This is a genomic window from Pantoea rwandensis (assembly GCF_000759475.1).
In the GTDB taxonomy this organism is placed as follows: domain Bacteria; phylum Pseudomonadota; class Gammaproteobacteria; order Enterobacterales; family Enterobacteriaceae; genus Pantoea; species Pantoea rwandensis_B.
In genome coordinates this window covers 535,379-560,255 of the sequence record NZ_CP009454.1, presented here as the reverse complement: position 1 = coordinate 560,255, position 24,877 = coordinate 535,379, and the positions used below count along the sequence as shown (strand labels likewise).

Sequence of the window (24,877 nt, the reverse complement as noted above, 5' to 3'; positions counted from 1 at the left end):
AATGACCGCATTTACCGGCGTGATCCTCGCAGGTGGGCAAGGCAGTCGTATGGGCGGCCAGGATAAAGGGCTGCTGGAGTTGCAGGGCAAACCGCTTTATCAGCACGTTCTGCAGCGTTTGATGCCACAGGTCAATATTGTGTTGATAAGCGCCAACCGTAACATTGATCGTTATCAGGCTAGCGGTTGTCAGGTCGTTACTGATTCGATGCCAGATTACCCCGGTCCGTTGGCAGGCATGTTAAGTGGCTTGCAGCACAGTAAGACCGAGTGGGTCGCCTTTTGTGCCTGTGATACGCCCTGGTTACCGGAGGACTTCGTTGCACGTTTATGGCAGCAGCGCGGCGATGCGCCTGCGGTTTGGGTAAGATCAATTCTGCGCGATCATCCTGCCCTGGCGCTGGTGAATCGATCATTAGCGGAAGATCTTGAAGCCTGGCTGCTGCGGGGTGAGCGGCGTTTAATGCAGTTCTTACATGAACACGGTGGGCATGCGGTGACGTTCGCGGATCCTGAATCTGCGTTTCGCAATATTAATACGCCGGACGATTTGGTTGATGAGGAGAAGCACTGATGGGTGTGCCATTACTGGCTATTGTCGCGTGGAGCGGCACCGGTAAAACCACCTTGCTGCAGCAGGTGATTCCTCTACTCAAGGCGCGTGGCATCCGTACTGGATTAATTAAACATACCCATCATCGAATGGACATCGATACGCCGGGAAAAGATAGCTATCTGCTGCGAAAAGCGGGTGCCGATCAGGTGATTGTTGCCAGCGATCAGCGCTGGGCGCTGATGTGCGAGACCCCAGATAAGCCGTTGGGTCTGACGGAACTGACCGCGCGGATGGATCATTCTGCGCTGGATCTTGTGCTGGTTGAAGGCTTTAAAGATGAACCTGTAGCCAAAATCGCGCTGTGGCGGCGTGGTGTCAAAGGTGAAGTAGCTGATTTACTGGATGGATATGTGATTGCGCTGGCCAGCGATAAGAAACTGGCGATCGACTACCCTCTTCTTGATATTAATCATCCGCTTAGCGTGGCTGATTTTATCGAAAACTGGCTAAGAACGGGTCAGTAAGCGGGAGGATTTTTGCGGGACTGGCTGAATTTCAGACGTAAAATCTCCTGGCTACAGACGTAAGAAAAACATGGACTATCCCCTGGCTACAGACGTAAAAAAACCCTGAACTTGCGTTCAGGGTTTCTTCACTTAATTGATGCCTGGCAGTTCCCTACTCTCGCATGGGGAGACCCCACACTACCATCGGCGCTACGGCGTTTCACTTCTGAGTTCGGCATGGGGTCAGGTGGGACCACCGCGCTACAGCCGCCAGGCAAATCTTGGTGCCATGTCCTGTGTCTTTTGTGCTGATGCTGCGTTGCTCTCCCTCGCGTAACTCAGTCACATACTTCAGTATGCTCCTTCGTTCCGTCTCGGTCGGCGCCTTGCCTCAGCGCAAAATCCTTCGGACTTAAGTCCGCAGGACATCGCTAATTCTTTTATCCGGATGAATCAAGCTGAAAATCTGTTGCGTCTCTCAAAAAACGCCTCTGGCGTTGTAAGGTTAAGCCTCACGGGTCATTAGTACCGGTTAGCTCAATGCATCGCTGCACTTACACATCCGGCCTATCAACGTCGTCGTCTTCAACGTCCCTTCAGGACCCTCAAGGGGTCAGGGAGAACTCATCTCGGGGCAAGTTTCGTGCTTAGATGCTTTCAGCACTTATCTTTTCCGCACTTAGCTACCGGGCAATGCCATTGGCATGACAACCCGAACACCAGTGGTGCGTTCACTCCGGTCCTCTCGTACTAGGAGCAACCCCCCTCAATTCTCCAGCGCCCACGGCAGATAGGGACCGAACTGTCTCACGACGTTCTAAACCCAGCTCGCGTACCACTTTAAACGGCGAACAGCCGTACCCTTGGGACCTACTTCAGCCCCAGGATGTGATGAGCCGACATCGAGGTGCCAAACACCGCCGTCGATATGAACTCTTGGGCGGTATCAGCCTGTTATCCCCGGAGTACCTTTTATCCGTTGAGCGATGGCCCTTCCATTCAGAACCACCGGATCACTATGACCTGCTTTCGCACCTGCTCGAGCCGTCACTCTCGCAGTCAAGCTGGCTTATGCCATTGCACTAACCTCCTGATGTCCGACCAGGATTAGCCAACCTTCGTGCTCCTCCGTTACTCTTTGGGAGGAGACCGCCCCAGTCAAACTACCCACCAGACACTGTCCGCAGCCCGGATCACGGGCCTACGTTAGAACATCAAACATTAAAGGGTGGTATTTCAAGGTTGGCTCCACGCAGACTGGCGTCCACGCTTCAAAGCCTCCCACCTATCCTACACATCAAGGCTCAATGTTCAGTGTCAAGCTATAGTAAAGGTTCACGGGGTCTTTCCGTCTTGCCGCGGGTACACTGCATCTTCACAGCGATTTCAATTTCACTGAGTCTCGGGTGGAGACAGCCTGGCCATCATTACGCCATTCGTGCAGGTCGGAACTTACCCGACAAGGAATTTCGCTACCTTAGGACCGTTATAGTTACGGCCGCCGTTTACCGGGGCTTCGATCAAGAGCTTCTCCTTGCGGATAACCCCATCAATTAACCTTCCGGCACCGGGCAGGCGTCACACCGTATACGTCCACTTTCGTGTTTGCACAGTGCTGTGTTTTTAATAAACAGTTGCAGCCAGCTGGTATCTTCGACTGGCTTCAGCTCGGGGAGCAAGTCCCTTCACCTACGCGCCAGCGTGCCTTCTCCCGAAGTTACGGCACCATTTTGCCTAGTTCCTTCACCCGAGTTCTCTCAAGCGCCTTGGTATTCTCTACCTGACCACCTGTGTCGGTTTGGGGTACGATTTCGTGTTACCTGGAGCTTAGAGGCTTTTCCTGGAAGCAGGGCATCAGTTACTTCACCACCGTAGTGACTCGTCATCACACCTCAGCGTTAAAAAGAGTCCGGATTTACCTAAACTCTCCGCCTACATGCTTAAACCGGGACAACCGTCGCCCGGATAACCTAGCCTTCTCCGTCCCCCCTTCGCAGTAACACCAAGTGCAGGAATATTAACCTGCTTCCCATCGACTACGCTTTTCAGCCTCGCCTTAGGGGTCGACTCACCCTGCTCCGATTAACGTTGAACAGGAACCCTTGGTCTTCCGGCGAGCGGGCTTTTCACCCGCTTTATCGTTACTTATGTCAGCATTCGCACTTCTGATACCTCCAGCATGCCTCACAGCACACCTTCAACGGCTTACAGAACGCTCCCCTACCCAACAACGCCTAAGCGTCGCTGCCGCAGCTTCGGTGCATGGTTTAGCCCCGTTACATCTTCCGCGCAGGCCGACTCGACCAGTGAGCTATTACGCTTTCTTTAAATGATGGCTGCTTCTAAGCCAACATCCTGGCTGTCTGTGCCTTCCCACATCGTTTCCCACTTAACCATGACTTTGGGACCTTAGCTGGCGGTCTGGGTTGTTTCCCTCTTCACGACGGACGTTAGCACCCGCCGTGTGTCTCCCGTGATAACATTCTCCGGTATTCGCAGTTTGCATCGGGTTGGTAAGCCGGGATGGCCCCCTAGCCGAAACAGTGCTCTACCCCCGAAGATGAGTTCACGAGGCGCTACCTAAATAGCTTTCGGGGAGAACCAGCTATCTCCCGGTTTGATTGGCCTTTCACCCCCAGCCACAAGTCATCCGCTAATTTTTCAACATTAGTCGGTTCGGTCCTCCAGTTAGTGTTACCCAACCTTCAACCTGCCCATGGCTAGATCACCGGGTTTCGGGTCTATACCCTGCAACTTAACGCCCAGTTAAGACTCGGTTTCCCTGCGGCTCCCCTATACGGTTAACCTTGCTACAGAATATAAGTCGCTGACCCATTATACAAAAGGTACGCAGTCACCTGACAAATCAGGCTCCCACTGCTTGTACGTACACGGTTTCAGGTTCTGTTTCACTCCCCTCGCCGGGGTTCTTTTCGCCTTTCCCTCACGGTACTGGTTCACTATCGGTCAGTCAGGAGTATTTAGCCTTGGAGGATGGTCCCCCCATATTCAGACAGGATACCACGTGTCCCGCCCTACTCTTCGAACTCACAGTATGTGCATTTTTGTGTACGGGAGTATCACCCTGTACCCTGCGACTTTCCAGACGCTTCCACTAATGCACAAACTGATTCAGGTTCTGGGCTGTTCCCCGTTCGCTCGCCGCTACTGGGGGAATCTCGGTTGATTTCTTTTCCTCTGGGTACTTAGATGTTTCAGTTCCCCAGGTTCGCCTCGCAACACTATGTATTCATGTTGCGATGATGCACAGAGTGCACCGGGTTTCCCCATTCGGACATCGTCGGCTGTAGCGGTTCATATCACCTTACCGACGCTTTACGCAGATTAGCACGTCCTTCATCGCCTCTGACTGCCAGGGCATCCACCGTGTACGCTTAGTCGCTTAACCTCACAACCCACAGGCGTTTTACAACGCATGCAGACTGCAAGCATTTGAGAGACTCGAACACATCGTTTATTCATTCTTATTACGGAGAATGAACGCGACGTGTCGTTTCAATTTTCAGCTTGTTCCGGATTGTTAAAGAGCAAATATCTCAAACGCAGCTCGTAAGCTGGTTTTGAGATACCGTGGAGACACCTTTCACCTGTCACCAAGCAAGTGGCGTCCCCTAGGGGATTCGAACCCCTGTTGCCGCCGTGAAAGGGCGGAGTCCTAACCGCTAGACGAAGGGGACACGATAGTGTCACGACTTCGCAGCCGTCTTGCTCATTACTTTTCTATCAGACAATCTGTGTGAGCACTGCGCGGGAAGGTATCTTCAGGTAAGGAGGTGATCCAACCGCAGGTTCCCCTACGGTTACCTTGTTACGACTTCACCCCAGTCATGAATCACAAAGTGGTAAGCGCCCTCCCGAAGGTTAAGCTACCTACTTCTTTTGCAACCCACTCCCATGGTGTGACGGGCGGTGTGTACAAGGCCCGGGAACGTATTCACCGTAGCATTCTGATCTACGATTACTAGCGATTCCGACTTCATGGAGTCGAGTTGCAGACTCCAATCCGGACTACGACGCATTTTATGAGGTCCGCTTGCTCTCGCGAGGTCGCTTCTCTTTGTATGCGCCATTGTAGCACGTGTGTAGCCCTACTCGTAAGGGCCATGATGACTTGACGTCATCCCCACCTTCCTCCAGTTTATCACTGGCAGTCTCCTTTGAGTTCCCGGCATAACCCGTTGGCAACAAAGGATAAGGGTTGCGCTCGTTGCGGGACTTAACCCAACATTTCACAACACGAGCTGACGACAGCCATGCAGCACCTGTCTCAGCGTTCCCGAAGGCACTAAGGTATCTCTACCGAATTCGCTGGATGTCAAGAGTAGGTAAGGTTCTTCGCGTTGCATCGAATTAAACCACATGCTCCACCGCTTGTGCGGGCCCCCGTCAATTCATTTGAGTTTTAACCTTGCGGCCGTACTCCCCAGGCGGTCGACTTAACGCGTTAGCTCCGGAAGCCACGCCTCAAGGGCACAACCTCCAAGTCGACATCGTTTACGGCGTGGACTACCAGGGTATCTAATCCTGTTTGCTCCCCACGCTTTCGCACCTGAGCGTCAGTCTTTGTCCAGGGGGCCGCCTTCGCCACCGGTATTCCTCCAGATCTCTACGCATTTCACCGCTACACCTGGAATTCTACCCCCCTCTACAAGACTCTAGCCTGCCAGTTTCGAATGCAGTTCCCAGGTTAAGCCCGGGGATTTCACATCCGACTTGACAGACCGCCTGCGTGCGCTTTACGCCCAGTAATTCCGATTAACGCTTGCACCCTCCGTATTACCGCGGCTGCTGGCACGGAGTTAGCCGGTGCTTCTTCTGCGGGTAACGTCAATCGCCAAGGTTATTAACCTTAACGCCTTCCTCCCCGCTGAAAGTACTTTACAACCCGAAGGCCTTCTTCATACACGCGGCATGGCTGCATCAGGCTTGCGCCCATTGTGCAATATTCCCCACTGCTGCCTCCCGTAGGAGTCTGGACCGTGTCTCAGTTCCAGTGTGGCTGGTCATCCTCTCAGACCAGCTAGGGATCGTCGCCTAGGTGAGCCATTACCCCACCTACTAGCTAATCCCATCTGGGCACATCCGATGGTGTGAGGCCCGAAGGTCCCCCACTTTGGTCCGAAGACGTTATGCGGTATTAGCTACCGTTTCCAGTAGTTATCCCCCTCCATCGGGCAGTTTCCCAGACATTACTCACCCGTCCGCCACTCGTCACCCAAGAGCAAGCTCTCTGTGCTACCGTTCGACTTGCATGTGTTAGGCCTGCCGCCAGCGTTCAATCTGAGCCATGATCAAACTCTTCAATTTAAAGTTTGATTTGCTGCAACAAGTGCAGCGATGCTCATCTGTAAAACGTCATAATGAATTTCATTATGTGTTCACTCGTGAGACTTGATATTTTTTACGTCCGGAGACGCTGATATCAATCCTGCGAGTGCCCACACAGATTGTCTGATAAATTGTTAAAGAGCGGTGCAATCAACGCCTTAAGCTGCTGTTGCGAGGTGGCGTATATTACGCTTTCCTCTTTCAGAGTCAAACGTTTTTTTCAGCGTTTTTCTCCGGCGGGATGAATTTCTTCACTCCCTGCTGAGCCGTCTGCGTTGCCGCTTTGCCGTCTCAGTGGTGGCGCATTATAGGGAGTTATTCGGAGCTGACAAGGATTTATTGCAAAAAATTGACTGAGCGCTCCTTTTTTAACCGAACAGGCTAAAAACAGACATTTCTCGATCAATAATCAGTCAAAAGCCCCCGTTAAGCGGCACAAATCAGCGTCACGCGTATAAGCACCAATGCTATTCTGTTAGTCCAACGCCGTTTTCTTTGTTGCAGACTGAACAATTATTAAAGAAGGACTTTCAATGATTCGCTCCGCGCGCAGTATGGCCGGCTTGCCCTGGATCGCCGCAATGGCGTTTTTCATGCAAGCCCTCGATGCCACCATCCTCAATACTGCGCTTCCTGCTATCGCCACCAGTCTCGACCGTTCCCCTCTTGCCATGCAATCTGCTGTGATCAGTTATACGCTCACTGTCGCCATGCTGATCCCGGTCAGCGGCTGGCTGGCCGATCGCTTCGGCACGCGCAAAGTCTTTATCGTGGCCGTTTCACTGTTTACGTTGGGGTCTTTAGCTTGTGCACTTTCGGGCTCGCTGAGCATGCTGGTTATCTCGCGCATTATTCAGGGTGTTGGCGGCGCGATGATGATGCCGGTCGCGCGCCTGGCATTGTTGCGCGCTTATCCACGCAGTGAATTGCTGCCGGTACTTAACTTTGTGACCATGCCGGGATTAGTCGGACCAATTCTGGGGCCGATGCTCGGTGGCCTGCTGGTCACCTACGCCAGCTGGCACTGGATATTCCTGATCAACATTCCCATCGGCATCGCGGGCATCTTCTATGCACGTAAATATATGCCGGACTTCACCACGCCTAAGCGCCGCTTTGATTTTGGCGGCTTCATTCTGTTTGGCTTAGGTCTGGTGCTGATATCCGTCGGTATCGAACTGTTCGGAGAGCGCATCGTGTCGCCGTGGCAGGCGGTGCTGGTGCTGTTAGCCGGTGTCGCGCTATTGCTTCTATATATAGTGCATGCACGCCGCCATCCTGCACCGCTGATCAACTTACCGATGTTTAAGACCCGAACCTTCTCGGTCGGCATCATTGGTAATATCGCGGCACGTCTGGGCACGGGTTGTATTCCGTTCCTGATGCCATTGATGTTACAGGTGGGCTTTGGTTATCCCGCGCTGATAGCGGGTTGCATGATGGGGCCAACGGCAATTGGCTCGCTGCTGGCCAAATCCACCGTGACACAAGTGCTACGTCGCTTCGGTTATCGTAAAACGCTGGTCGGTATCACCATCATCATCGGCATTCTTGTCGCCAGCTTCTCACTGCAGACACCGGGTGAAAGTGTATTGATGCTGTTAGCCGCACTGTTTGTATTAGGTATGGCGATGTCGACACAATTCACCGCGATGAATACCATCACCCTGGCCGATTTGAATGATGAGAATGCCAGCGGTGGTAACAGCGTGCTGGCGGTAACGCAGCAGGTATCGATCAGCTTTGGCGTGGCCGTCAGTGCGGCGGTACTGCGTTTTTATCAGGATTTCGAGAGCACAACCGTGCAGCAATTCCACGCCACCTTCCTGACGATGGGCGTGATTACCGTGCTGTCCGCGTTTGCTTTCCTGATGTTGCGTCCCGGCGATGGCCGCAATCTAATCGCCAATCGTGAGAAAAAGAAGAAAACCGCTTAAACCGAACCCCGTTCCACCAGCTCCGGCGTCAGCACCAGCGTTTGCTGACTGGCGTCGGGATCGCTCATACGGTGAATCAGCGTATCAATCGCCAGTTCACCCAATTCATCTTTAGGCTGATGGACAGTGCTGAGCGGCGGCGTGAGATAACGCGCCAGTTCGATATTGTCATAGCCCATCACTGCAATATCTTGCGGCACGCGTAAACCAGCCTGGAATAGCGCGTGATAAACGCCCACCGCCATCGCATCATTACTGGTGAAAACCGCTTCGGGTAGCAACTCAAGGGTCAGTAGCTGGTTCATCGCGTTAAACCCACCCTGAAATTCGAAATCACCGTCAACCACATAGCCGGGCAACACCGGTAATCCACTGTTGCTCATGGCTTTATGGAAACCTTCCAGACGCAAACGCGCCGGAGTTTTATCCTGCGGACCGGCAATACAGGCAATACGCGTGTATCCGCGATCGATCAGATGCTGCGTTGCCAGTTCGCCGCCTAGCAGCGCATTATCCTGAATGATGTCGCCACGCCCTTCAAACGGCGCCCAGTCCATCATCACCATGGGTACGGACGGATAACGATTGAGGATCTCCGCAGAGGGAAGGTGCGTCTCGGTGCACATCATTAATAAGCCATCGACACGCTTTTGCATCAGCGTTTCGAGGCTGCGATTCATGCGCTCTTCATCGCCTTCGGTATTGCACAGAATCAGGCTGTAGCCGCGCTCATAGCAGCTATTTTCTACGCCGCGCACCACTTCGGAATAGAACGGGTTACTGCTGGCCGTCAGCAGCATACCGATGGTACGCGTCTGATTAATCTTCAAACTGCGCGCCAAAGCGGAAGGTGCGTAGTTCAGCTCACGAATCGCTTGCTCAACCTTTTCCCGCACCTGCTCGCTAACAAAGCGATTGTTATTGATGACGTGGGAAACGGTCGATGTTGAGACGCCCGCCAGGCGGGCGACATCTTTCATGGTCGCCAAAGGCTTAACCCTGTTGCTGCAGGAAATTATCGATCTCAGTGCGCCACGGCACTGAGGGCTGCGCCCCCGGACGCGTCACCGCAATCGCGGCGGCGGCATGGGCAAAACGCACGGCATCATGCATTGCGACACCTTCCAGACGCGCGGTAATAAAGGCACCGTTAAAAGTATCGCCTGCTGCGATGGTGTCGATAGCCTGCACGGTGAAGCCCGGAATACGCACGCCTGCGCCCTGCTCGCTCAACCACACACCACGACGACCTAAGGTAATCAAAACGGTAGAGATGCCTTTATCATGCAACGCCTGCGCCGCACGTGCCGCATCTTCATCACTTTTCACCGCGATGCCGGTCAGAATTTCGGCTTCGGTTTCGTTCGGTGTGATGATATCGATTAAGGCCAGCAGCTCATCAGACAAATGAGTGGCAGGCGCTGGATTCAGAATCACTTGCGTGGCATTGGCATGCGCAATCTTCGCTGCCGCCAACACGCTTTCCAGCGGCGATTCCAACTGCATCAGCAAGGCCTCAGCATCAGCAATCACTTGCTGATGGCGATCGACACAAGCTGGCGTCAGCGCCGCGTTAGCACCGGAATAAATGCCGATATTATTTTCACCTTCGCCATTCACGAAGATCATCGCCACGCCGGTGGCTTCGTCTGCCACGATTTCTACCGGAGCAGTATCAATACGGTCCTGCTGCAGCTGCTGGCGGATACGTTCGCCAATGTCATCTTCACCTACACAGGCAATAAAAGCGATATCCGCGCCAGCACGACCGGCCGCCACGGCCTGGTTAGCCCCTTTGCCACCAAAGGCAATCTGATACTGTTTGCCGATCACCGTTTCGCCCGGACGCGGAAAATGGGTGAGGTTCAGAATGTGGTCGGCATTGATGCTGCCAAGTACCGCCAGTTTTGCGCTTGTGTTCATAGGGAGTGATCCAGAAAGTTGCGCCACCAGGACGGTGGCGCGTTGCCATGCTTTTCTTTGTTTTTTATTTGGTGACCAGCTTCAGGTCAACTGGATTAACCGACTGTACTTTTTCGCCTTTCAGCACTTTATCGGCAGTGTCCACACCAATCACGCCAATTTTATCAGGCATCTGCGCCACTGTGGCGGTCAGTTTACCGGCTTCTACCGCTTTCACACCGTCAGCGGTACCGTCAAAGCCCACCACCAGCACATCGGTTTTACCGGCAGTCTGCAGCGCACGCAGTGCGCCCAGCGCCATTTCGTCGTTCTGAGCAAATACCGCCTGTACATCCGGATGCGCCTGCAGCAGGTTCTGCATCACGTTCAGACCTTTAGTACGGTCGAAATCTGCTGGCTGGCTCGCCAGGATATTAAATTTGTGCGCATCAGCAGCCTGCTTGAAGCCTTCGCCACGCTCGCGCGCTGCGGAAGTCCCGGCAATACCCTGCAGCTCAATGATTTTTGCGCCATCGCCCAGTTTCTTCGCAATGAAGTCACCGGCCATTTTACCGCCGAAGCGGTTGTCAGAAGCCACGTGGCTCACCACGGTGCCCTGTGCCGCCACGCGGTCCAGGGTGATCACCGGAATGTTAGCCTGGTTGGCCATCTTCACGGCATTACCCACGGCATCAGAATCCGTTGGGTTAATCAGCATCAGCTTGGTGCCACGCACAGTCAGGTCCTGTACGTTCGCCAGCTCTTTCGCCGGGTTATTCTGCGAATCCAGCACCACCAGGTTATAACCCAGTTTGTCGGCTTCTTTCTGTGCGCCATCTTTCAGAGACACAAAGAACGGATTATTCAGCGTTGATACAACCAGCGCAATGGTGTCCTTAGCCATCGCGCCAGCACTGAGGGTGGCGCCAAGGATGACGGCCAATGCAGTTAACTTTTTCATTTATAGAGTCCTGTGTGAAGGTCAGAGTTATTTGCTGCTTTTGTTATCCACCAGCACCGCCAGCAGAATGACAACGGCTTTAACAATCATTTGGTAGTAAGAAGATACGCCCATCAGATTCAGGCCGTTGTTCAGGAAACCCAGGATCAGCGCGCCAATCAGCGTGCCCATAATGCGACCTTTGCCGCCCGCCAGGCTGGTTCCGCCTAATACCACCGCCGCAATCGCATCCAGTTCATAACCGGTGCCTGCCGTCGGTTGCGCAGAGGAAAGACGCGCGACTTCGATGGTGCCCGCCAGCGCCGCCAACAGACCACACAGCGAATAGACGATGATTTTGACGCGGTTAACGTTGATACCTGACAGACGTGTCGCCGCTTCATTGCCGCCTAACGCATAGATGTAACGACCGAGGCGCGTGTGATGCAGCATGTACCACGCCAGCGCGAACACCACTGCCATCAGCCACACCGGCGTTGGGATGCCCAGCGGACGACCAATACCAAACCAGCCAAACAGATCGGCGTTATCACTAAAACCGGTATTGATCGGGCTGCCGTTGGTGTACACCATGGTGACGCCGCGCAGCAGCAGCATCATGACCAGCGTGGCGATAAACGCCTGTACCTTGCCGCGCGCCACAATCACGCCGGTAATACCGCCAATTGCCGCACCCAGTGCCAGCGAAGCCGCTACTGCCACCAGCGCATTCACTTCCAAACCGACAATCGAAGCTGCGACCGCACCAGTGAGTGCCAGCAGCGAGCCCACCGACAGATCAATACCCGAAGTCAGAATCACCAGCGTCATGCCGACGGCCATAATGGCGTTAACCGAGGTCTGCTGCAGAATGTTGAACATGTTGGCAACGGTGAAGAAGTTCGGGCTTTGGCTCGCCACCACGGCAATCAGCACGATCAGCGCAATCAGCGATTTCTGCTCCAGCAGCCAGGCTTTGCTAAACCAGCGACGGCTGGCGGGTAAGGTTTGGGTGCTCATACAACTAACTCCTCGCTGTGTTGCTTACCGACTGCCGCCGCCATCAGGGATTCCTGGGTAGCCTGCTCACGGGAAAATTCGCCACTCAGATGGCCTTCATGCATCACCAGGATGCGATCGCTCATGCCCAGCACTTCCGGCATTTCCGATGACACCAAAATGATGCTCAGCCCTTCGGCTTTAAACTGGTTAATTAACTGATAAATCTCTTTTTTCGCACCCACGTCCACGCCACGCGTCGGCTCATCCAGAATCAGTACGTTCGGGCGCGTCATTAAGCCACGCGCAATCGCCACTTTCTGCTGGTTACCGCCAGACAGCAGGCCAATCGGCTGCTCCATAGAAGGGGTTTTAACGTTGAACAAACGGATGAAGTCACCGACGGCTAACTGCTCTTCGCTGTGTTTGAGATTACCGGTGGTATGGCTGAAGTAACGCAATGCGGTCAGCGACATGTTCTCTTTCACTGACATGCCGAGCACCAGGCCATCGCGCTTACGGTCTTCGGAGATGTAAACAATGCCGTTGGCGAGGCCATCCTGAGGTGATCGGGTGATGATTTCGCGGCCATTAAGTGTCACCGTGCCTTTGCTGCGCGGCAGTGCGCCGTACAGCACTTTCATCAATTCGGTGCGTCCCGCGCCCATCAAACCGGAAATACCAAGGATTTCCCCTTTGCGCAGAGTAAAGCTAACGTTATCCACGCCCGGCCCGCTGAGATTTTCAACAGTTAAACGAATATCGCCTGGCGCCTGATCGATATGCGGGTATTGATCTTCCAGCTTACGACCCACCATCATCTCGATCAGACTCTCTTCGCTGAGATCGCTCACCGCGCGCTCGGCAATAAATTGCCCGTCACGAAACACGGTGACGTCATCGCAAATCTCGAAGATCTCTTTCATGCGGTGAGAGATATAAACAATGCCGCAGCCCTGCGCTTTCAGTTCATTGATCACGCGGAACAACGACAGGGTTTCGGTATCGGTCAGCGCATCGGTCGGTTCATCCATAATGATGACCTTCGACTCGAAGCTAAGTACTTTGGCAATCTCAACCATCTGCTGATCGCCAATCGATAAATCGCCCACCAGCTTATGGCTGTTGAAGCGCAGGTTCAGACGATGTAATAAGGCATCCGCCTCGGCGTACATCCGGTTCCATTCGATGCGGCCAAAGCGGTTAACAAATTCGCGACCGAGGAAAATATTCTCCGCAACGGTCAATTGCGGAATCAGGTTAAGTTCCTGATGAATAATGCCAATGCCCGCTTCCTGCGACGCTTTCGGTCCAGAAAAAGCCACATCCTTGCCCAGCCACTGCAGTGAGCCCGCATCCATGCTGTAAATGCCAGTTAGCACTTTCATCATGGTGGATTTCCCCGCGCCGTTTTCACCCACCAGCGCCATCACGCGCCCCGGATAAACAGCCAGTGAAGCGCCATTCAGCGCTTTTACGCCGGGAAACGACTTTTCAATCCCTTTGAGTTGCAATAACGGTTGCATAACGACCTCAGAAGGTTACGCCAGCGCTCAGGATGACATTCGCATACGGAGAACACTCTCCGCTGCGAATGACTGCCTGACTACGCTGCGTTTCTTGTTTGAACTGTTCATGGCTGGTGTAACGGATGGTGATGACATTCCCCTGGTGCCGTTGCAAGGCATCGAGCACGGCGAGCAGTGCGCTGTGGAGTTGCGGATTGTGTTGCTTGATCTCCTCCGCCATCAGGGCGCTTTCGACTTGCATCTCCTGAGTGACAACATCAACCACCTGTAAAAATTCGGGCGTTCCCGGCGTCAACGCCAGATCGATTCGCTGTGGTCCGGCCGGAATCGGCAAGCCCGCATCCGCAATCGTCAGCGTATCGGTGTGCCCCAGGCGGGCAATCACATGAGAGAGTTCAGCGTTTAACAAGCGACCTTTTTTCATTTCTTCCACTCCACAGCGAAACGTTTCGCTGAGCGGGAGTGTATTAAATGTGCGCGTCAACTCAATGACGTCATCACGGAAATGTGATCGCCATCGAAACGTTTCGCTTGTGCCGGGGATAATTTGAGTTTGGGGGGATGCGAGCCGCCTGAGCGGCTCTGAAGAGTGTTATGGCAGCTTGCGGACCTGCTTAACGTCCAGCTCGATGGAATTAAAATCCTTATCCAGCTCGCCGGTCAGTTCAACCTGATCCTTCGGCGTGATGGTCTGTCCATGCCAACGCTTATGGTCGATTTCCACTTTCATGTTGCCACTGCTGTCGCGGAACAGATAATCCTCATCACCGATTTGCTTATCCAGATAACCGCGCACAGTAATCCAGCTATCATCCTTCATCTCTTCTGCCTGCTTCACAGTCACAACACTGGTGTTATCTGCCTGGAAGCCACCTGCGTGAACCTGAGCCTTGGGCGCATTCGGGTCAACAAAGCCACCCTGTTGTGCGGCCAGAACCGGCGTGGAGGCCAACATCACAATTGCGATTAGCGCTGCACTCTTTTTCATTTTTCACCTCTGTTCCATGAATGTGTGGGATACGGAGGTTATTACAGCATAGGGTTCTTAACAGGATCTTAAGGGGTAAAAAAACACGAAAAATAGCCAATCTGCGGCGATTGACGCTGTACAAGCCGACTTTTGCTTCGTATAACGACTCTTGCACTTAAGGAGAAACGCATGCGCATATTATTGATCGAGGACGACACGCTGATTGGCGATGGTCTGAAAGTCGGGCTAACGAAACTCGGCTTCAGCGTTGACTGGTTCGTGTCAGGCGAAGCGGGATTTCAGGCTCTATCGGCCGCACCGTGGGATGCCGTGGTACTGGATCTTTCGCTGCCCGGGCGCGATGGGCTGGAGATCCTGCGTCAATGGCGTGAGCAGGGCGCAGATGTACCCGTGCTGATCCTCACCGCACGTGATGCACTCGATCAGCGCGTACAAGGATTACAGTCAGGCGCTGACGACTATTTGTGTAAGCCCTTCGCGCTCGCTGAAGTCGCCGCGCGTTTACAGGCGCTGATTCGCCGCCGTCATGGACAACTACAGCCCGAGTTGAAACACGGCAAGGTGGTGATGTCGCCTGGCAGCCACAGCGTCTGGATTGATGGTGAAGCCATCAGCCTGAAGAGCCGGGAGCTGGCGCTGCTGGAGCTGTTTATGCGCAATCCGGGTCGCGTGCTAACCCGCAGCCAGCTGGAGGAAAAACTCTACAGCTGGGATGACGATGTCTCCAGCAACGCAGTAGAAGTGCATATTCATCATCTGCGCAAAAAGCTCGGCACCGCGTTTATTCGTACCGTGCACGGCGTAGGTTATACCCTCGGTACGGCAGAATGAGTCTGTTTCTACGACTCGCCATCGGCTTTGTGCTGCTGATTGTGCTGTGCGGCGGGGTGGCCAGTTACAGTGCCTGGCATCAGACCCGCGACACCGTTAATGAGCTATTCGATACCCAGCAAATGCTGTTTGCCAAACGCCTGCTGTCACTCGATCCCACCAGCTTGCACGCCGCCTCTCTGCCAGGAACCAAATCCATTTTGCGCCATCACCGCGGCGATCAGGATGATGATGCACTGGCGTTTGCCATTTTCCGTGCGGACGGCCAGCCGTTGCTTAACGATGGCGAGAACGGGCGCGATATGCAGTTTGATGATAAGCGTGACGGTTTTCGCGAGGGTCGTCTGCGCGGCGACGATGACAGTTGGCGGCTGCTTTGGCTGACTTCTGCTGATAAACAATATCGCGTGGTAGTGGGACAGGAGTGGGAATACCGCGACGATATGACGCGCGATCTGGCACTGGCGAGTTTGATGCCGTGGCTTTACGCCATGCCCTTTATGCTGCTGATGCTGCTGGCATTGGTGTGGTTCGAATTGCGCCCGCTGAAGCGCCTGACGGCATCACTCCGGTTGCGAGCACCCGATGACGCCACACCGCTCGAAGAAGCACGCTTGCCCAAAGAGGTGCAGCCGTTGGTGGCGGCATTAAACGGGCTGTTTCACCGTATGGCGCAACTCCTGCAGCGCGAGCGCCGTTTTACCTCCGATGCGGCGCACGAACTACGCAGCCCGTTAGCGGCACTGCGCGTGCAGAGTGAAGTGATTCAGCTGGCGGATGATGACGAAGCAATGCGCAAACGGGCATTGCAGCAGCTTGATAGCGGCATCCAGCGCGCCACCCGGCTGGTGGATCAGCTCTTAACGCTTTCAAGAGTAGAAGCAGACGATCTGCGCAGCGAATTCCAGCCAGTGCCACTGGCACCGCTGCTGCAAAATTTGCTGGTGGAACATTTCCCGCAGGCGGAAGCGCAGAAAATGGATCTACAACTGCATGCACAGGCCGAACCGGTGATGAACGGTCATCCTCTGCTGTTGAATTTGCTGATGCGTAACCTGCTGGATAACGCGCTGCGCTATGCGCCGCCGGGCAGCCAGATTCAGTTCACGTTAAACGCGCGGGCGATAATTATTGAAGATAACGGGTCAGGCGTTAGCGATGAGCAGCTTGCGCGCCTTGGTGAGCGTTTCTGGCGACCACCGGGGCAGACGCAAACGGGCAGCGGTTTAGGAATATCGATTGTGAAAAACATTGCGCAACTGCACGGTATTCGCATCGCATTCAGCCATGTGCAGCCTCAAGGCTTGTGCGTCACCTTAAGCTGGTGACGCGCTTAATCCTTAAATCTCGACTTGCGTGCCCAGCTCGATCACGCGATTAGGCGGGATTTCAAACTGATCCGGCGCACGCAGCGCATTGCGTTGCAGCGCAAGGAACAGTTTGCCGCGCAAACGCAGATACCACGGGCGATCGCCAATAATCAGCGATTCATGGGACATGAAGAATGAGGTTTCCATCATGCGGCAGTTGAGACCTTCCAGCCCGCAGCGGTGGAAAATTTCTTCCACGTTCGGGGTTTCACGCCAGCCGTAACTCGCCACCACGCGCCAGAAGGTGGGCGATAGCTGTTCGATGGTAACGCGACGCACGTTATGCACGTAAGGCGCATCTTCGGTACGTAGCGTCAGCAGTACCACACGCTCATGCAGCACTTTGTTGTGCTTGAGATTATGCAGCATGGCAAAGGGGATCACGTTCAGGGCACGCGACATATAGACTGCGGTGCCCGGCACGCGCACCGGCGGAGATTTCTCCAGCGAGGCGATCATCGCTTCAAGCGAATTGCCGTGCTCATGCATACGACGCAACAGGCGGAAGCGCTCGCTTTTCCAGGTGGTCATGACGATAAACATCATCAGCGCCAGGGTTAGCGGCAACCAACCGCCGGAGAACACTTTAACCAGGTTGGCCGAGAACAAGGACACGTCAATACACAGCATGCCAATCAGAATCAGCACCACCAGATAACGGTTCCAGTGCCAGTTCTGAATTGCCACCGTGGAGCAGAGAATCGCGGTCAGTACCATGGTGCCGGTTACCGCGATGCCGTAAGCCGCCGCCAGGTTACTGGAGTGCTCAAAGCCGACAATCACGATCACCACGGAGAAGTAGAGCAGCCAGTTGATCACCGGAATGTAAATCTGCCCCGATTCTTCTTCCGAGGTGTGCACGATGCGCATCGGCGGGAGATAGCCTAAACGCACCGCCTGACGCGTTAAGGAGAACACACCAGAGATCACCGCCTGCGAGGCGATAACCGTGGCCAGCGTCGCCAGAATCAGCATGGGAATCAGCATCCAGTCTGGCGCCAGCAGGAAGAAGGGGTTTTTGATCGCTTCGGGATGTTTAAGCAGCAGCGCGCCCTGACCAAAGTAGTTCAGCACCAGCGAGGGCAGCACCACGATAAACCAGGCAAGACGAATCGGGAATTTGCCGAAGTGGCCCATATCCGCATACAGCGCTTCCACACCGGTAATGGCCAATACCACCGCGCCGAGCGCGAAGAACGACACCGTTTTGTACTGGATAAAGAAGTGCAGCGCCCAGTAAGGATTCATGGCATGCAGCACATCAGGGTTACTGATGATGCTACGCGCGCCCAGCACGGCCAGAATGATAAACCACACCAGCATCACCGGCGCGAACAGCTTACCCACGATGCCGGTACCGTGCTTCTGGATCACAAACAGCAGCGTCAGCACTGCAATCGCAAGCGGAACGATATACGCATCCAGGCTCGGTGCCGCAATCTCCAGCCCTTCAATCGCCGACAATACCGAGACAGCGGGCGTGATCACCACTTCACCATAGAAGAAGCTGCCACCAATCAGCCCCATGATGACAAGAATCGCCGTCGCGCGTGCACCGGTATTGCGCCCGGCCAGTGACATCAAGGTCAGGATACCGCCTTCACCGGCGTTATCGGCACGCATCACGTAACTGATGTACTTCAGTGACACCACTAAAATCAGCAACCAGAAGATCAGCGAGAGAAAGCCAAACACCGCTTCGCGTTCTACGCCAAAGCCGAACTGACCGGAGAGACATTCACGTAAAGTATAGAGCGGGCTGGTACCGATATCGCCATACACTACGCCAATCGCGGCGAGTGTGACTGCGCCAAGGGACTGCTTCTTATCCGAGCTCATAAGTTGTCTTTTGTTGGAGCCGATGAGGCACTTGCCTACCGCTCAGGCCATCAAAAAGCGCACAGTATGCACATATTCCCAAAAAAACCTACTCTTACAACATGTCATCATGACGTCAGCGAGGCGGTTTTTCGCCGAAATTAGGCGCGAAAAACCGCCTGAAGCAGCGAGTTCTCTCGCCTCAACCTTCTGAAACAAAAAAGCTGACGGCTATCAACGCAATCAAGCATGATAACCAGTAGAGTATTGCGCTCGCCAGAATATGACGGCTCCAGGATCAGAAGGACAATGATGTGATTATGGCTCAACCCCATCTTTTGGCAGAAAGAATTTCTCGCCTGAGTAACGCCCTGGAGAAAGGGCTGTATGAACGGCATCATGCGATCCGCCTGTGCTTATTAGCTGCACTGAGTGGCGAGAGCGTGTTTTTGCTGGGGCCGCCCGGCATTGCCAAGAGCTTAATTGCCCGCCGCCTGAAATACGCCTTCCAACACGCCCGCGCCTTTGAATACCTGATGACCCGTTTTTCCACCCCTGAAGAAGTGTTTGGCCCGCTGTCGATTCAGGCGTTAAAAGATGAAGGTCGTTATCAGCGATTAACCAAAGGCTATCTGCCGGATGCCGAAATCGTCTTCCTTGATGAAATCTGGAAAGCCGGCCCGGCTATTTTGAACACCTTACTCACCGCCATCAACGAACGCCGCTTTCGCAATGGCGACAGCGAAGAAAAGATTCCGATGCGCCTGCTGGTGACCGCTTCCAACGAATTGCCAGAAGCCGATAGCGGGCTGGAAGCCTTGTATGATCGCATGTTGATTCGCCTATGGCTGGATAACGTGCATGAGAAGCAGAACTTCCGCAGCATGCTCACCCACCAGCAAGATGAAAACGATAATCCGGTGACGGAAGCACTGCGCATCAGTGATGAAGAGTATCACCAGTGGCAGAAAGGCATCAGCCAGGTGAGTTTGCCCGATCATGTGTTTGAGCTGATTTATCAGCTGCGCCAGCAGCTGGAAACGCTGCCTGACGCGCCTTACATCTCCGATCGTCGCTGGAAAAAAGCCATACACCTGCTGCAAGCCAGCGCCTTTTACAGCGGTCGCGTGACCATTGCGCCCATCGATATCATCTTGTTGAAAGATTGCCTGTGGCACGACGTCGCCTCGATGAAGCTGTTAGATCGTGAAATCGATGTGCTGATGACGCAACACGCCTGGCAGCAGCAGCCACTGCTGCATAAGCTGCAGCAAATCAAAGCCCGTCGTCTGGCACTGCAACAGCAGCAGAGCGTGGCTCAAGCGCTGACTTTGGAAAAACACAGCGGCATGTTTAGCCGCAAACCGCATTACGAACTGCCTGCTGCCATCACCGACGAACAACTGACTTTGATGCTGCAACAGCCGCTGACGTTGCACGATATGCAGGTGACGCATGTGCTGATTGGCCATGAGGCGCTTAATCAATGGTTGCTGAAAGGCGGTGAAATCCGCGGAAAGTTGAACGGTATCGGTTTTGGCCAGACGCTCGATCTGCTGGTGGACGCGCATCATTGCCTGACGCTGCGCGATGTCAGCCTGCAATCCACGCGCTTAACCCTTCCCGGAGCCACTAGCAGCAGCGACATGCCGCAGGAAATTCTGGATGAGTATGATGCGCTGGATACCCAGCTGCGCGCCCAGCGCACGCTGTTTAGCCAGCATCAGCGCTGCCTGTTTATTAGCGATGACTGGCTGGCACGTATTGAAACCAGCCTGCAGGACGTGGCGGAACAGCTGAAACAGGCGCGTAAATGATCTCACTGGAGACGCTGAGCACGCTGCTATCGATTGGCGAAACGGAGTTAATCGAAGAGTTGATTCTGGCACTGCTCGCGTCGCCACAGCTGGCGCTGTTTTTTGAAAAGTTTCCGCGCATGAAACAAGCGTTGATGCGCGATTTACCTCGCTGGCGTACCGAGATCGCTGAACAGATGAAAACCACCCCGGTGCCGGAAGCGCTGGCGCAGGAGTTTCAGCTGTTTCAGCAAATGCAATTGATCAGCACGCAGGATTTCAGCCACCAGCTTCCCCACATCATGTCGCAGCTAAAAGGCCTGCCGTCGCCATTTCTCGAAGAAGCCAGCAAACTGCTGCTGCACAACGAAATAGAACAACTGAGCAATGCCCAGCACACACTGTTTTTGCAACGCTGGCGACTCAGCCTGACGCTGCAAACGCTCACGCTCAACGAAACCCTTCTTGATGAGCAGCGCGAACGTCTGATGGCCGAGCTGCAGCAACGGATGGCAATCAGTGGCCAGCTGGCGCCAATCCTTACCGACGATGATGAAGCCGCAGCCGGACGTTTGTGGGATATGAGCAAAGCGTCACTTCAGCACGGTGATTATGAGCTGATTGTGCAATATGGCGATTTCCTCGCACAGCAGCCGGAATTAATGAAACTGGCGCAGCAGTTGGGCCGCAGCCGCGAAGCCAAATCGGTGCCGTCGCAGGATGCACCGCTGGAAGCATTCCACCAACTGGTGCGCGAGCCCGATCATGTGCCGGAAGAGGTCAGCGGCATTCATCAGAGCGATGACGTACTGCGTTTGTTGCCGCCGGAGCTGGCGGCGCTGAGCATCAGTGAGCTGGAGCTGGAGTTTTATCGCCGTCTGGTGGAAAAGCGCCTGCTGACTTACCAGTTACAAGGCGATGCGTGGCACGAGAAAGTCACACTGCGCCCGGTGAGCCATCAGCAGCATGAAGAGCAACCGCGCGGGCCATTTATCGTCTGCGTCGATACTTCGGGTTCAATGGGAGGATTCAACGAACGCTGCGCCAAAGCCTTCTGCCTTGCGCTGTTAAAGGTGGCATTAGCCGATAAACGTCGTTGCTACATCATGTTGTTCGCCCACGAAGTGATTGGTTACGAACTGACTGCCGATAGCGGTATCGAACAGGCTATCCGTTTCCTTAGCCAGCGTTTTCGCGGCGGCACCGATTTGGCTGCTTGTCTTGCTGCGGTGGTTAAACGTATGGAAGGGAGTATCTGGGATGAGGCCGATGCGGTGATCGTCTCGGACTTCATCGCCCAGCGGTTGCCGGATGACACCATCAATGCCATCAAGCAACGTCAACGCCAGCATCAACAACGTTTCCACGCGGTGGCGATGTCGCTCCACGGCAAACCTGGCATTTTGCGTATCTTCGATCATATCTGGCGCTTCGACACCGGCCTGAAAAGCCGCCTGCTACGCCGCTGGAAACGCTAATTCATCTGACAGAAATGCTTATTTGCTATAGTGAATAGTTCGCACACTGAGCATCTGGAGCATCTTGTGAACACCGCCCAATTTCCTGCACCGACCCGCACTTTGCAGCTCTCCGGCCAGAACGCCGAACAAAAACGGAGCGAGCTGCTGGCCTATTTCACCCAAACCTGGGAGCTGTACGAAAGCCTGTTTGATTGCCTTGCCGACGAACGCGCGTATTTCAACAAAGCGATCTCGTTGCGCCATCCGCTGATATTCTACTTTGGCCACACCGCTACGTTCTACATGAATAAGCTAATGGCAGGCCGCTATCTGGATGATCGCGTGGACGATCGCATCGAAGCCATGATGGCAATCGGCGTGGACGAGATGAGCTGGGACGATCTCAACGACAGCCATTACGCCTGGCCGACGGTCGAAGAGGTGCGCGACTACCGCGGCAAAGTCAAAAATCTGGTCAGTGAGTTTATCCGTACGATGCCACTGGAACTGCCGATCACCTGGGAAAGCCCGGCGTGGGTGGTATTGATGGGCATTGAACATGAGCGTATCCATCTGGAAACCTCCAGCGTGCTGATCCGCCAGCTACCGATCGAATGGGTAAAACCGCAAGCGCATTGGCCGGTTTGTCCGCAGGCGCGCCACGATCGCGCATCGGTTCCGGATAACTCGCTGATTGCGATGCCTGGCGGTCGCGTGCAGCAAGGAAAAACGGATGACACCTACGGCTGGGATAACGAATACGGCAGTCAGCTAACCGAGCTTAAACCGTTTAAGGCCAGTAAAATGCTGGTCAGCAACGCTGAGTTTTATCGCTTTATCGCTGCTAACGGCTATCAGGATCAACGCTGGTGGGATGAGGAAGGCTGGGGCTGGCGTGAATTTTCTGGCGCGCAAATGCCCACCTTCTGGGTCGGCGAGATTACGCAACCCGATCAGCTGAAACTGCGCTTAATGACCGAAGAAGTCGCTTTGCCGTGGGACTGGCCAGCGGAAGTGAATCAGCTTGAAGCCGCCGCGTTTTGTCGCTGGCTGGCGGAAGAGACGGGCAAATCTATTCAACTCCCTTGTGAAGCCGAATGGATGCAGTTACGCGAGCAGGTGAGCGGCGATCAGCCCGACTGGATCGACGCGCCCGGCAATATCAATCTGGCCTATTGGGCTTCATCCAGTCCGGTGGATCGCTTTGCGCAGGGCGAGTTTTTCGACATTGTTGGCAACGTCTGGCAGTGGACCACGACGCCGACCAACGGCTTCGAGGGTTTCAAGGTCCATCCGCTGTATGACGATTTCTCGACGCCGACCTTTGATGGCAAACACGCGCTGATCAAAGGCGGCAGCTGGATTTCCACTGGCAACGAGGCGTTGAAATCGGCTCGTTATGCCTTCCGCCGTCATTTCTTCCAGCACGCCGGTTTCCGCTATGTGGTCTCCTCACATGAAGAGACCATGGCACTCAATCCGTATGAAACGGACAGCATGGTGTCGCAGTATCTCGATTTCCAGTACGGACCGGGCTACTACAACGTGCCGAATTACGCCGTGGCGCTGGTGGAAAAACTGCTGCCGCACTGCAAACAACGTGGTGTGGCACTGGATCTCGGCTGCGCTACCGGCCGTGCCAGTTTTGAACTGGCACGCCATTTCGCGACGGTCACAGGCATGGATTATTCCGCGCGCTTTATTGATGTAGCGCTGCAGCTGACCTCCGGAGAGGACTTCCGCTATGTGGTCCCGGAAGAGGGCGAGCTGGTGGAATATCGCCAGGTGCGCCTGAAGGACGTCAATGTTAGTGACGAGCAAGCGGCGCGCATTCAGTTTGTGCAGGGCGACGCCTGTAATCTTAAACCGCAGCCGGATCGTTACGATCTGGTGTTGGCTTCAAACCTGATCGATCGTCTGCGTCAACCAAAACGTTTCCTGCAGGACGTCATCCCAATGATCCGCTCTGGCGGGCTTTTGGTGCTTTCATCGCCATATACCTGGCTGGAGGAATTCACGCCGAAGGAGAACTGGCTGGGCGGCGTGCGTGAGAACGGTGAAGCTTTGACGACCTATCAGGCATTGCAGCGTTTGCTGCGTGATGCCTTTGAAGAAGTGGTGCCGCCGCAGGATGTGCCATTTGTGATCCGCGAGACGGCGCGCAAGTATCAACATACCGAAGCGCAGCTCACAATCTGGCGTAAGCGATAAAAAAAGCGTGCAGACGGCGGCTACCACGCGGTCTGCACCTTGCCTGTACTGCTAATTTGCTGCACATTCTCCACTGTTCATAGAAGAAGAATTTAAAGAGGATGGATGATGGCAGAACAACTGCAACTGGATAACCTTGATCGCGGCATTCTCAATGCGCTGCTGGAAAACGCGCGCACCGCATATGCCGAGCTGGCCAAACAGTTCAATGTCAGCCCCGGCACCATTCACGTACGCGTAGAAAAAATGCGCCAGGCAGGCATTATCCTGGGCACTCGCGTAGAAATCGATCCTCGTCAGTTGGGTTTTGATGTGTGCTGTTTTATCGGCATCATTCTGAAAAGCGCCCGCGATTATCCCGCAGCACTCAGCAAGCTGGAGGCGTTGGATGAAGTGGTAGAAGCCTGGTACACCACCGGCCACTACAGCATCTTTATTAAGGTGATGTGCCGATCCATCGATGCACTGCAGCAGGTGTTGATCAATAAGATCCAGACCATAGACGAAATCCAGTCCACCGAAACCCTGATCTCGTTGCAAAACCCGATCATGCGTACCATCAAGCCGTAATTCCCTCTCTTTCCTGTGCACAACCTTTTCCCTGGCGGATCACTTGCGTGATGCGCCTTGTCGCCTGATGCTTTCTGTTATTAACCCTGTTTTCCACAGGTGGATCACGGCT

17 protein-coding genes, 1 tRNA gene and 3 rRNA genes are annotated in these 24,877 nt (G+C 54.3%); 9 read left to right on the top strand and 12 right to left on the bottom strand.

From position 1 onward, the window contains the following. Position 1 precedes the first annotated feature (1 nt). Positions 2-574, top strand: coding sequence for a molybdenum cofactor guanylyltransferase MobA (mobA, locus tag LH22_RS02460; RefSeq protein ID WP_038643996.1), 573 nt, complete (start codon positions 2-4; stop codon positions 572-574). Further along, a complete protein-coding gene (gene mobB / locus LH22_RS02455) occupies positions 574-1,080 on the top strand; it encodes a molybdopterin-guanine dinucleotide biosynthesis protein MobB (protein WP_038643994.1) in 507 nt (168 codons plus the stop codon). Before mobA ends, mobB begins: the two co-directional genes overlap by 1 nt. Positions 1,081-1,221: 141 nt before the next feature. On the opposite strand, the gene rrf is transcribed toward mobB, so the two are convergent. From rrf to LH22_RS02435, 4 genes are all read right to left on the bottom strand, one after another. Beyond that, a 5S ribosomal RNA gene (rrf, locus tag LH22_RS02450) occupies positions 1,222-1,337 on the bottom strand. Between the two features lie 226 nt (positions 1,338-1,563). Next, positions 1,564-4,471 (bottom strand): 23S ribosomal RNA (locus tag LH22_RS02445). 214 nt (positions 4,472-4,685) lie between these two features. Continuing rightward, positions 4,686-4,760 (bottom strand) — tRNA-Glu (locus tag LH22_RS02440). An 89-nt stretch (positions 4,761-4,849) separates the two neighbouring features. Beyond that, positions 4,850-6,390: ribosomal RNA gene (locus LH22_RS02435) — 16S ribosomal RNA — on the bottom strand. Together the 16S, 23S and 5S rRNA genes with 1 tRNA gene alongside form the textbook arrangement of a ribosomal RNA operon. 554 nt (positions 6,391-6,944) lie before the next feature. Here LH22_RS02435 and mdtD point away from each other — a divergent pair. Continuing rightward, the gene (gene mdtD / locus LH22_RS02430) at positions 6,945-8,348 is read left to right on the top strand and encodes a multidrug transporter subunit MdtD (protein ID WP_034830079.1); all 1,404 of its coding nucleotides are present in this window, start codon (positions 6,945-6,947) and stop codon (positions 8,346-8,348) included. Here mdtD and rbsR read toward each other — a convergent pair. The 7 genes from rbsR to LH22_RS02395 form a co-directional block, all read right to left on the bottom strand. Further along, entirely contained in the window at positions 8,345-9,328 is a 984-nt protein-coding gene (gene rbsR, locus LH22_RS02425) for a ribose operon transcriptional repressor RbsR (protein WP_038649771.1), read from the bottom strand. The two genes, mdtD and rbsR, sit on opposite strands and share 4 nt — an antisense overlap. Positions 9,329-9,341: 13 nt before the next feature. After that, positions 9,342-10,271 (bottom strand): ribokinase, encoded by a 930-nt coding sequence (gene rbsK / locus LH22_RS02420; protein WP_038643993.1) that lies wholly within the window; start codon positions 10,269-10,271, stop codon positions 9,342-9,344. Between the two features lie 64 nt (positions 10,272-10,335). Continuing rightward, positions 10,336-11,211, bottom strand: a complete 876-nt coding sequence (rbsB, locus tag LH22_RS02415; RefSeq protein ID WP_034830075.1) for a ribose ABC transporter substrate-binding protein RbsB — start codon at positions 11,209-11,211, stop codon at positions 10,336-10,338. 27 nt (positions 11,212-11,238) lie between these two features. Further along, entirely contained in the window at positions 11,239-12,210 is a 972-nt protein-coding gene (rbsC, locus tag LH22_RS02410; protein ID WP_034830072.1) for a ribose ABC transporter permease, read from the bottom strand. Beyond that, positions 12,207-13,715 (bottom strand): ribose ABC transporter ATP-binding protein RbsA, encoded by a 1,509-nt coding sequence (rbsA, locus tag LH22_RS02405; protein ID WP_038643991.1) that lies wholly within the window; start codon positions 13,713-13,715, stop codon positions 12,207-12,209. The genes rbsC and rbsA overlap by 4 nt, the downstream gene beginning before the upstream one ends. A 7-nt stretch (positions 13,716-13,722) precedes the next feature. Continuing rightward, positions 13,723-14,142, bottom strand: a complete 420-nt coding sequence (gene rbsD / locus LH22_RS02400) for a D-ribose pyranase (RefSeq protein WP_038643989.1) — start codon at positions 14,140-14,142, stop codon at positions 13,723-13,725. A 168-nt stretch (positions 14,143-14,310) separates the two neighbouring features. Further along, positions 14,311-14,706, bottom strand: coding sequence for a YgiW/YdeI family stress tolerance OB fold protein (locus LH22_RS02395; protein ID WP_038643988.1), 396 nt, complete (start codon positions 14,704-14,706; stop codon positions 14,311-14,313). Positions 14,707-14,877: 171 nt separating this feature from the next. On the opposite strand from LH22_RS02395, the gene qseB reads away from it, so the two are divergent. Both qseB and qseC read left to right on the top strand, forming a co-directional pair. Then, complete coding sequence (gene qseB / locus LH22_RS02390) at positions 14,878-15,540, top strand: quorum sensing response regulator transcription factor QseB (protein ID WP_038643986.1); 663 nt, start codon at positions 14,878-14,880, stop codon at positions 15,538-15,540. Then, positions 15,537-16,868, top strand: a complete 1,332-nt coding sequence (gene qseC, locus LH22_RS02385) for a quorum sensing histidine kinase QseC (protein ID WP_038643985.1) — start codon at positions 15,537-15,539, stop codon at positions 16,866-16,868. Before qseB ends, qseC begins: the two co-directional genes overlap by 4 nt. Positions 16,869-16,880: 12 nt before the next feature. Here the strand turns inward: qseC and kup are convergent, their stop codons facing one another. Continuing rightward, positions 16,881-18,749, bottom strand: coding sequence for a low affinity potassium transporter Kup (kup, locus tag LH22_RS02380; protein ID WP_038643983.1), 1,869 nt, complete (start codon positions 18,747-18,749; stop codon positions 16,881-16,883). A 299-nt stretch (positions 18,750-19,048) separates the two neighbouring features. On the opposite strand from kup, the gene ravA reads away from it, so the two are divergent. From ravA to asnC, 4 genes are all read left to right on the top strand, one after another. Further along, positions 19,049-20,545: an ATPase RavA gene (gene ravA, locus LH22_RS02375; protein WP_038643982.1), complete on the top strand. Its 1,497-nt coding sequence runs from the start codon at positions 19,049-19,051 to the stop codon at positions 20,543-20,545. Next, positions 20,542-22,002: an ATPase RavA stimulator ViaA gene (gene viaA / locus LH22_RS02370; RefSeq protein ID WP_038643981.1), complete on the top strand. Its 1,461-nt coding sequence runs from the start codon at positions 20,542-20,544 to the stop codon at positions 22,000-22,002. The genes ravA and viaA overlap by 4 nt, the downstream gene beginning before the upstream one ends. 66 nt (positions 22,003-22,068) lie before the next feature. Further along, positions 22,069-24,195, top strand: a complete 2,127-nt coding sequence (ovoA, locus tag LH22_RS02365; RefSeq protein WP_038643980.1) for a 5-histidylcysteine sulfoxide synthase — start codon at positions 22,069-22,071, stop codon at positions 24,193-24,195. A 108-nt stretch (positions 24,196-24,303) separates the two neighbouring features. Continuing rightward, positions 24,304-24,765, top strand: coding sequence for a transcriptional regulator AsnC (gene asnC, locus LH22_RS02360; RefSeq protein WP_034830053.1), 462 nt, complete (start codon positions 24,304-24,306; stop codon positions 24,763-24,765). Positions 24,766-24,877: the final 112 nt, after the last annotated feature.

Coding starts and splice junctions, on each gene's coding strand:
- asnC (WP_034830053.1), top strand. CDS start 24,304: ATGGCAGAACAACTGCAACTGGATAACCTTGATCGCGGCATTCTCAAT.
- mobA (WP_038643996.1), top strand. CDS start 2: ATGACCGCATTTACCGGCGTGATCCTCGCAGGTGGGCAAGGCAGTCGT.
- mobB (WP_038643994.1), top strand. CDS start 574: ATGGGTGTGCCATTACTGGCTATTGTCGCGTGGAGCGGCACCGGTAAA.
- rbsB (WP_034830075.1), bottom strand. CDS start 11,211: ATGAAAAAGTTAACTGCATTGGCCGTCATCCTTGGCGCCACCCTCAGT.
- rbsR (WP_038649771.1), bottom strand. CDS start 9,328: ATGAAAGATGTCGCCCGCCTGGCGGGCGTCTCAACATCGACCGTTTCC.
- viaA (WP_038643981.1), top strand. CDS start 20,542: ATGATCTCACTGGAGACGCTGAGCACGCTGCTATCGATTGGCGAAACG.
- qseC (WP_038643985.1), top strand. CDS start 15,537: ATGAGTCTGTTTCTACGACTCGCCATCGGCTTTGTGCTGCTGATTGTG.
- qseB (WP_038643986.1), top strand. CDS start 14,878: ATGCGCATATTATTGATCGAGGACGACACGCTGATTGGCGATGGTCTG.
- rbsK (WP_038643993.1), bottom strand. CDS start 10,271: ATGAACACAAGCGCAAAACTGGCGGTACTTGGCAGCATCAATGCCGAC.
- rbsA (WP_038643991.1), bottom strand. CDS start 13,715: ATGCAACCGTTATTGCAACTCAAAGGGATTGAAAAGTCGTTTCCCGGC.
- mdtD (WP_034830079.1), top strand. CDS start 6,945: ATGATTCGCTCCGCGCGCAGTATGGCCGGCTTGCCCTGGATCGCCGCA.
- rbsD (WP_038643989.1), bottom strand. CDS start 14,142: ATGAAAAAAGGTCGCTTGTTAAACGCTGAACTCTCTCATGTGATTGCC.
- LH22_RS02395 (WP_038643988.1), bottom strand. CDS start 14,706: ATGAAAAAGAGTGCAGCGCTAATCGCAATTGTGATGTTGGCCTCCACG.
- rbsC (WP_034830072.1), bottom strand. CDS start 12,210: ATGAGCACCCAAACCTTACCCGCCAGCCGTCGCTGGTTTAGCAAAGCC.
- kup (WP_038643983.1), bottom strand. CDS start 18,749: ATGAGCTCGGATAAGAAGCAGTCCCTTGGCGCAGTCACACTCGCCGCG.
- ravA (WP_038643982.1), top strand. CDS start 19,049: ATGGCTCAACCCCATCTTTTGGCAGAAAGAATTTCTCGCCTGAGTAAC.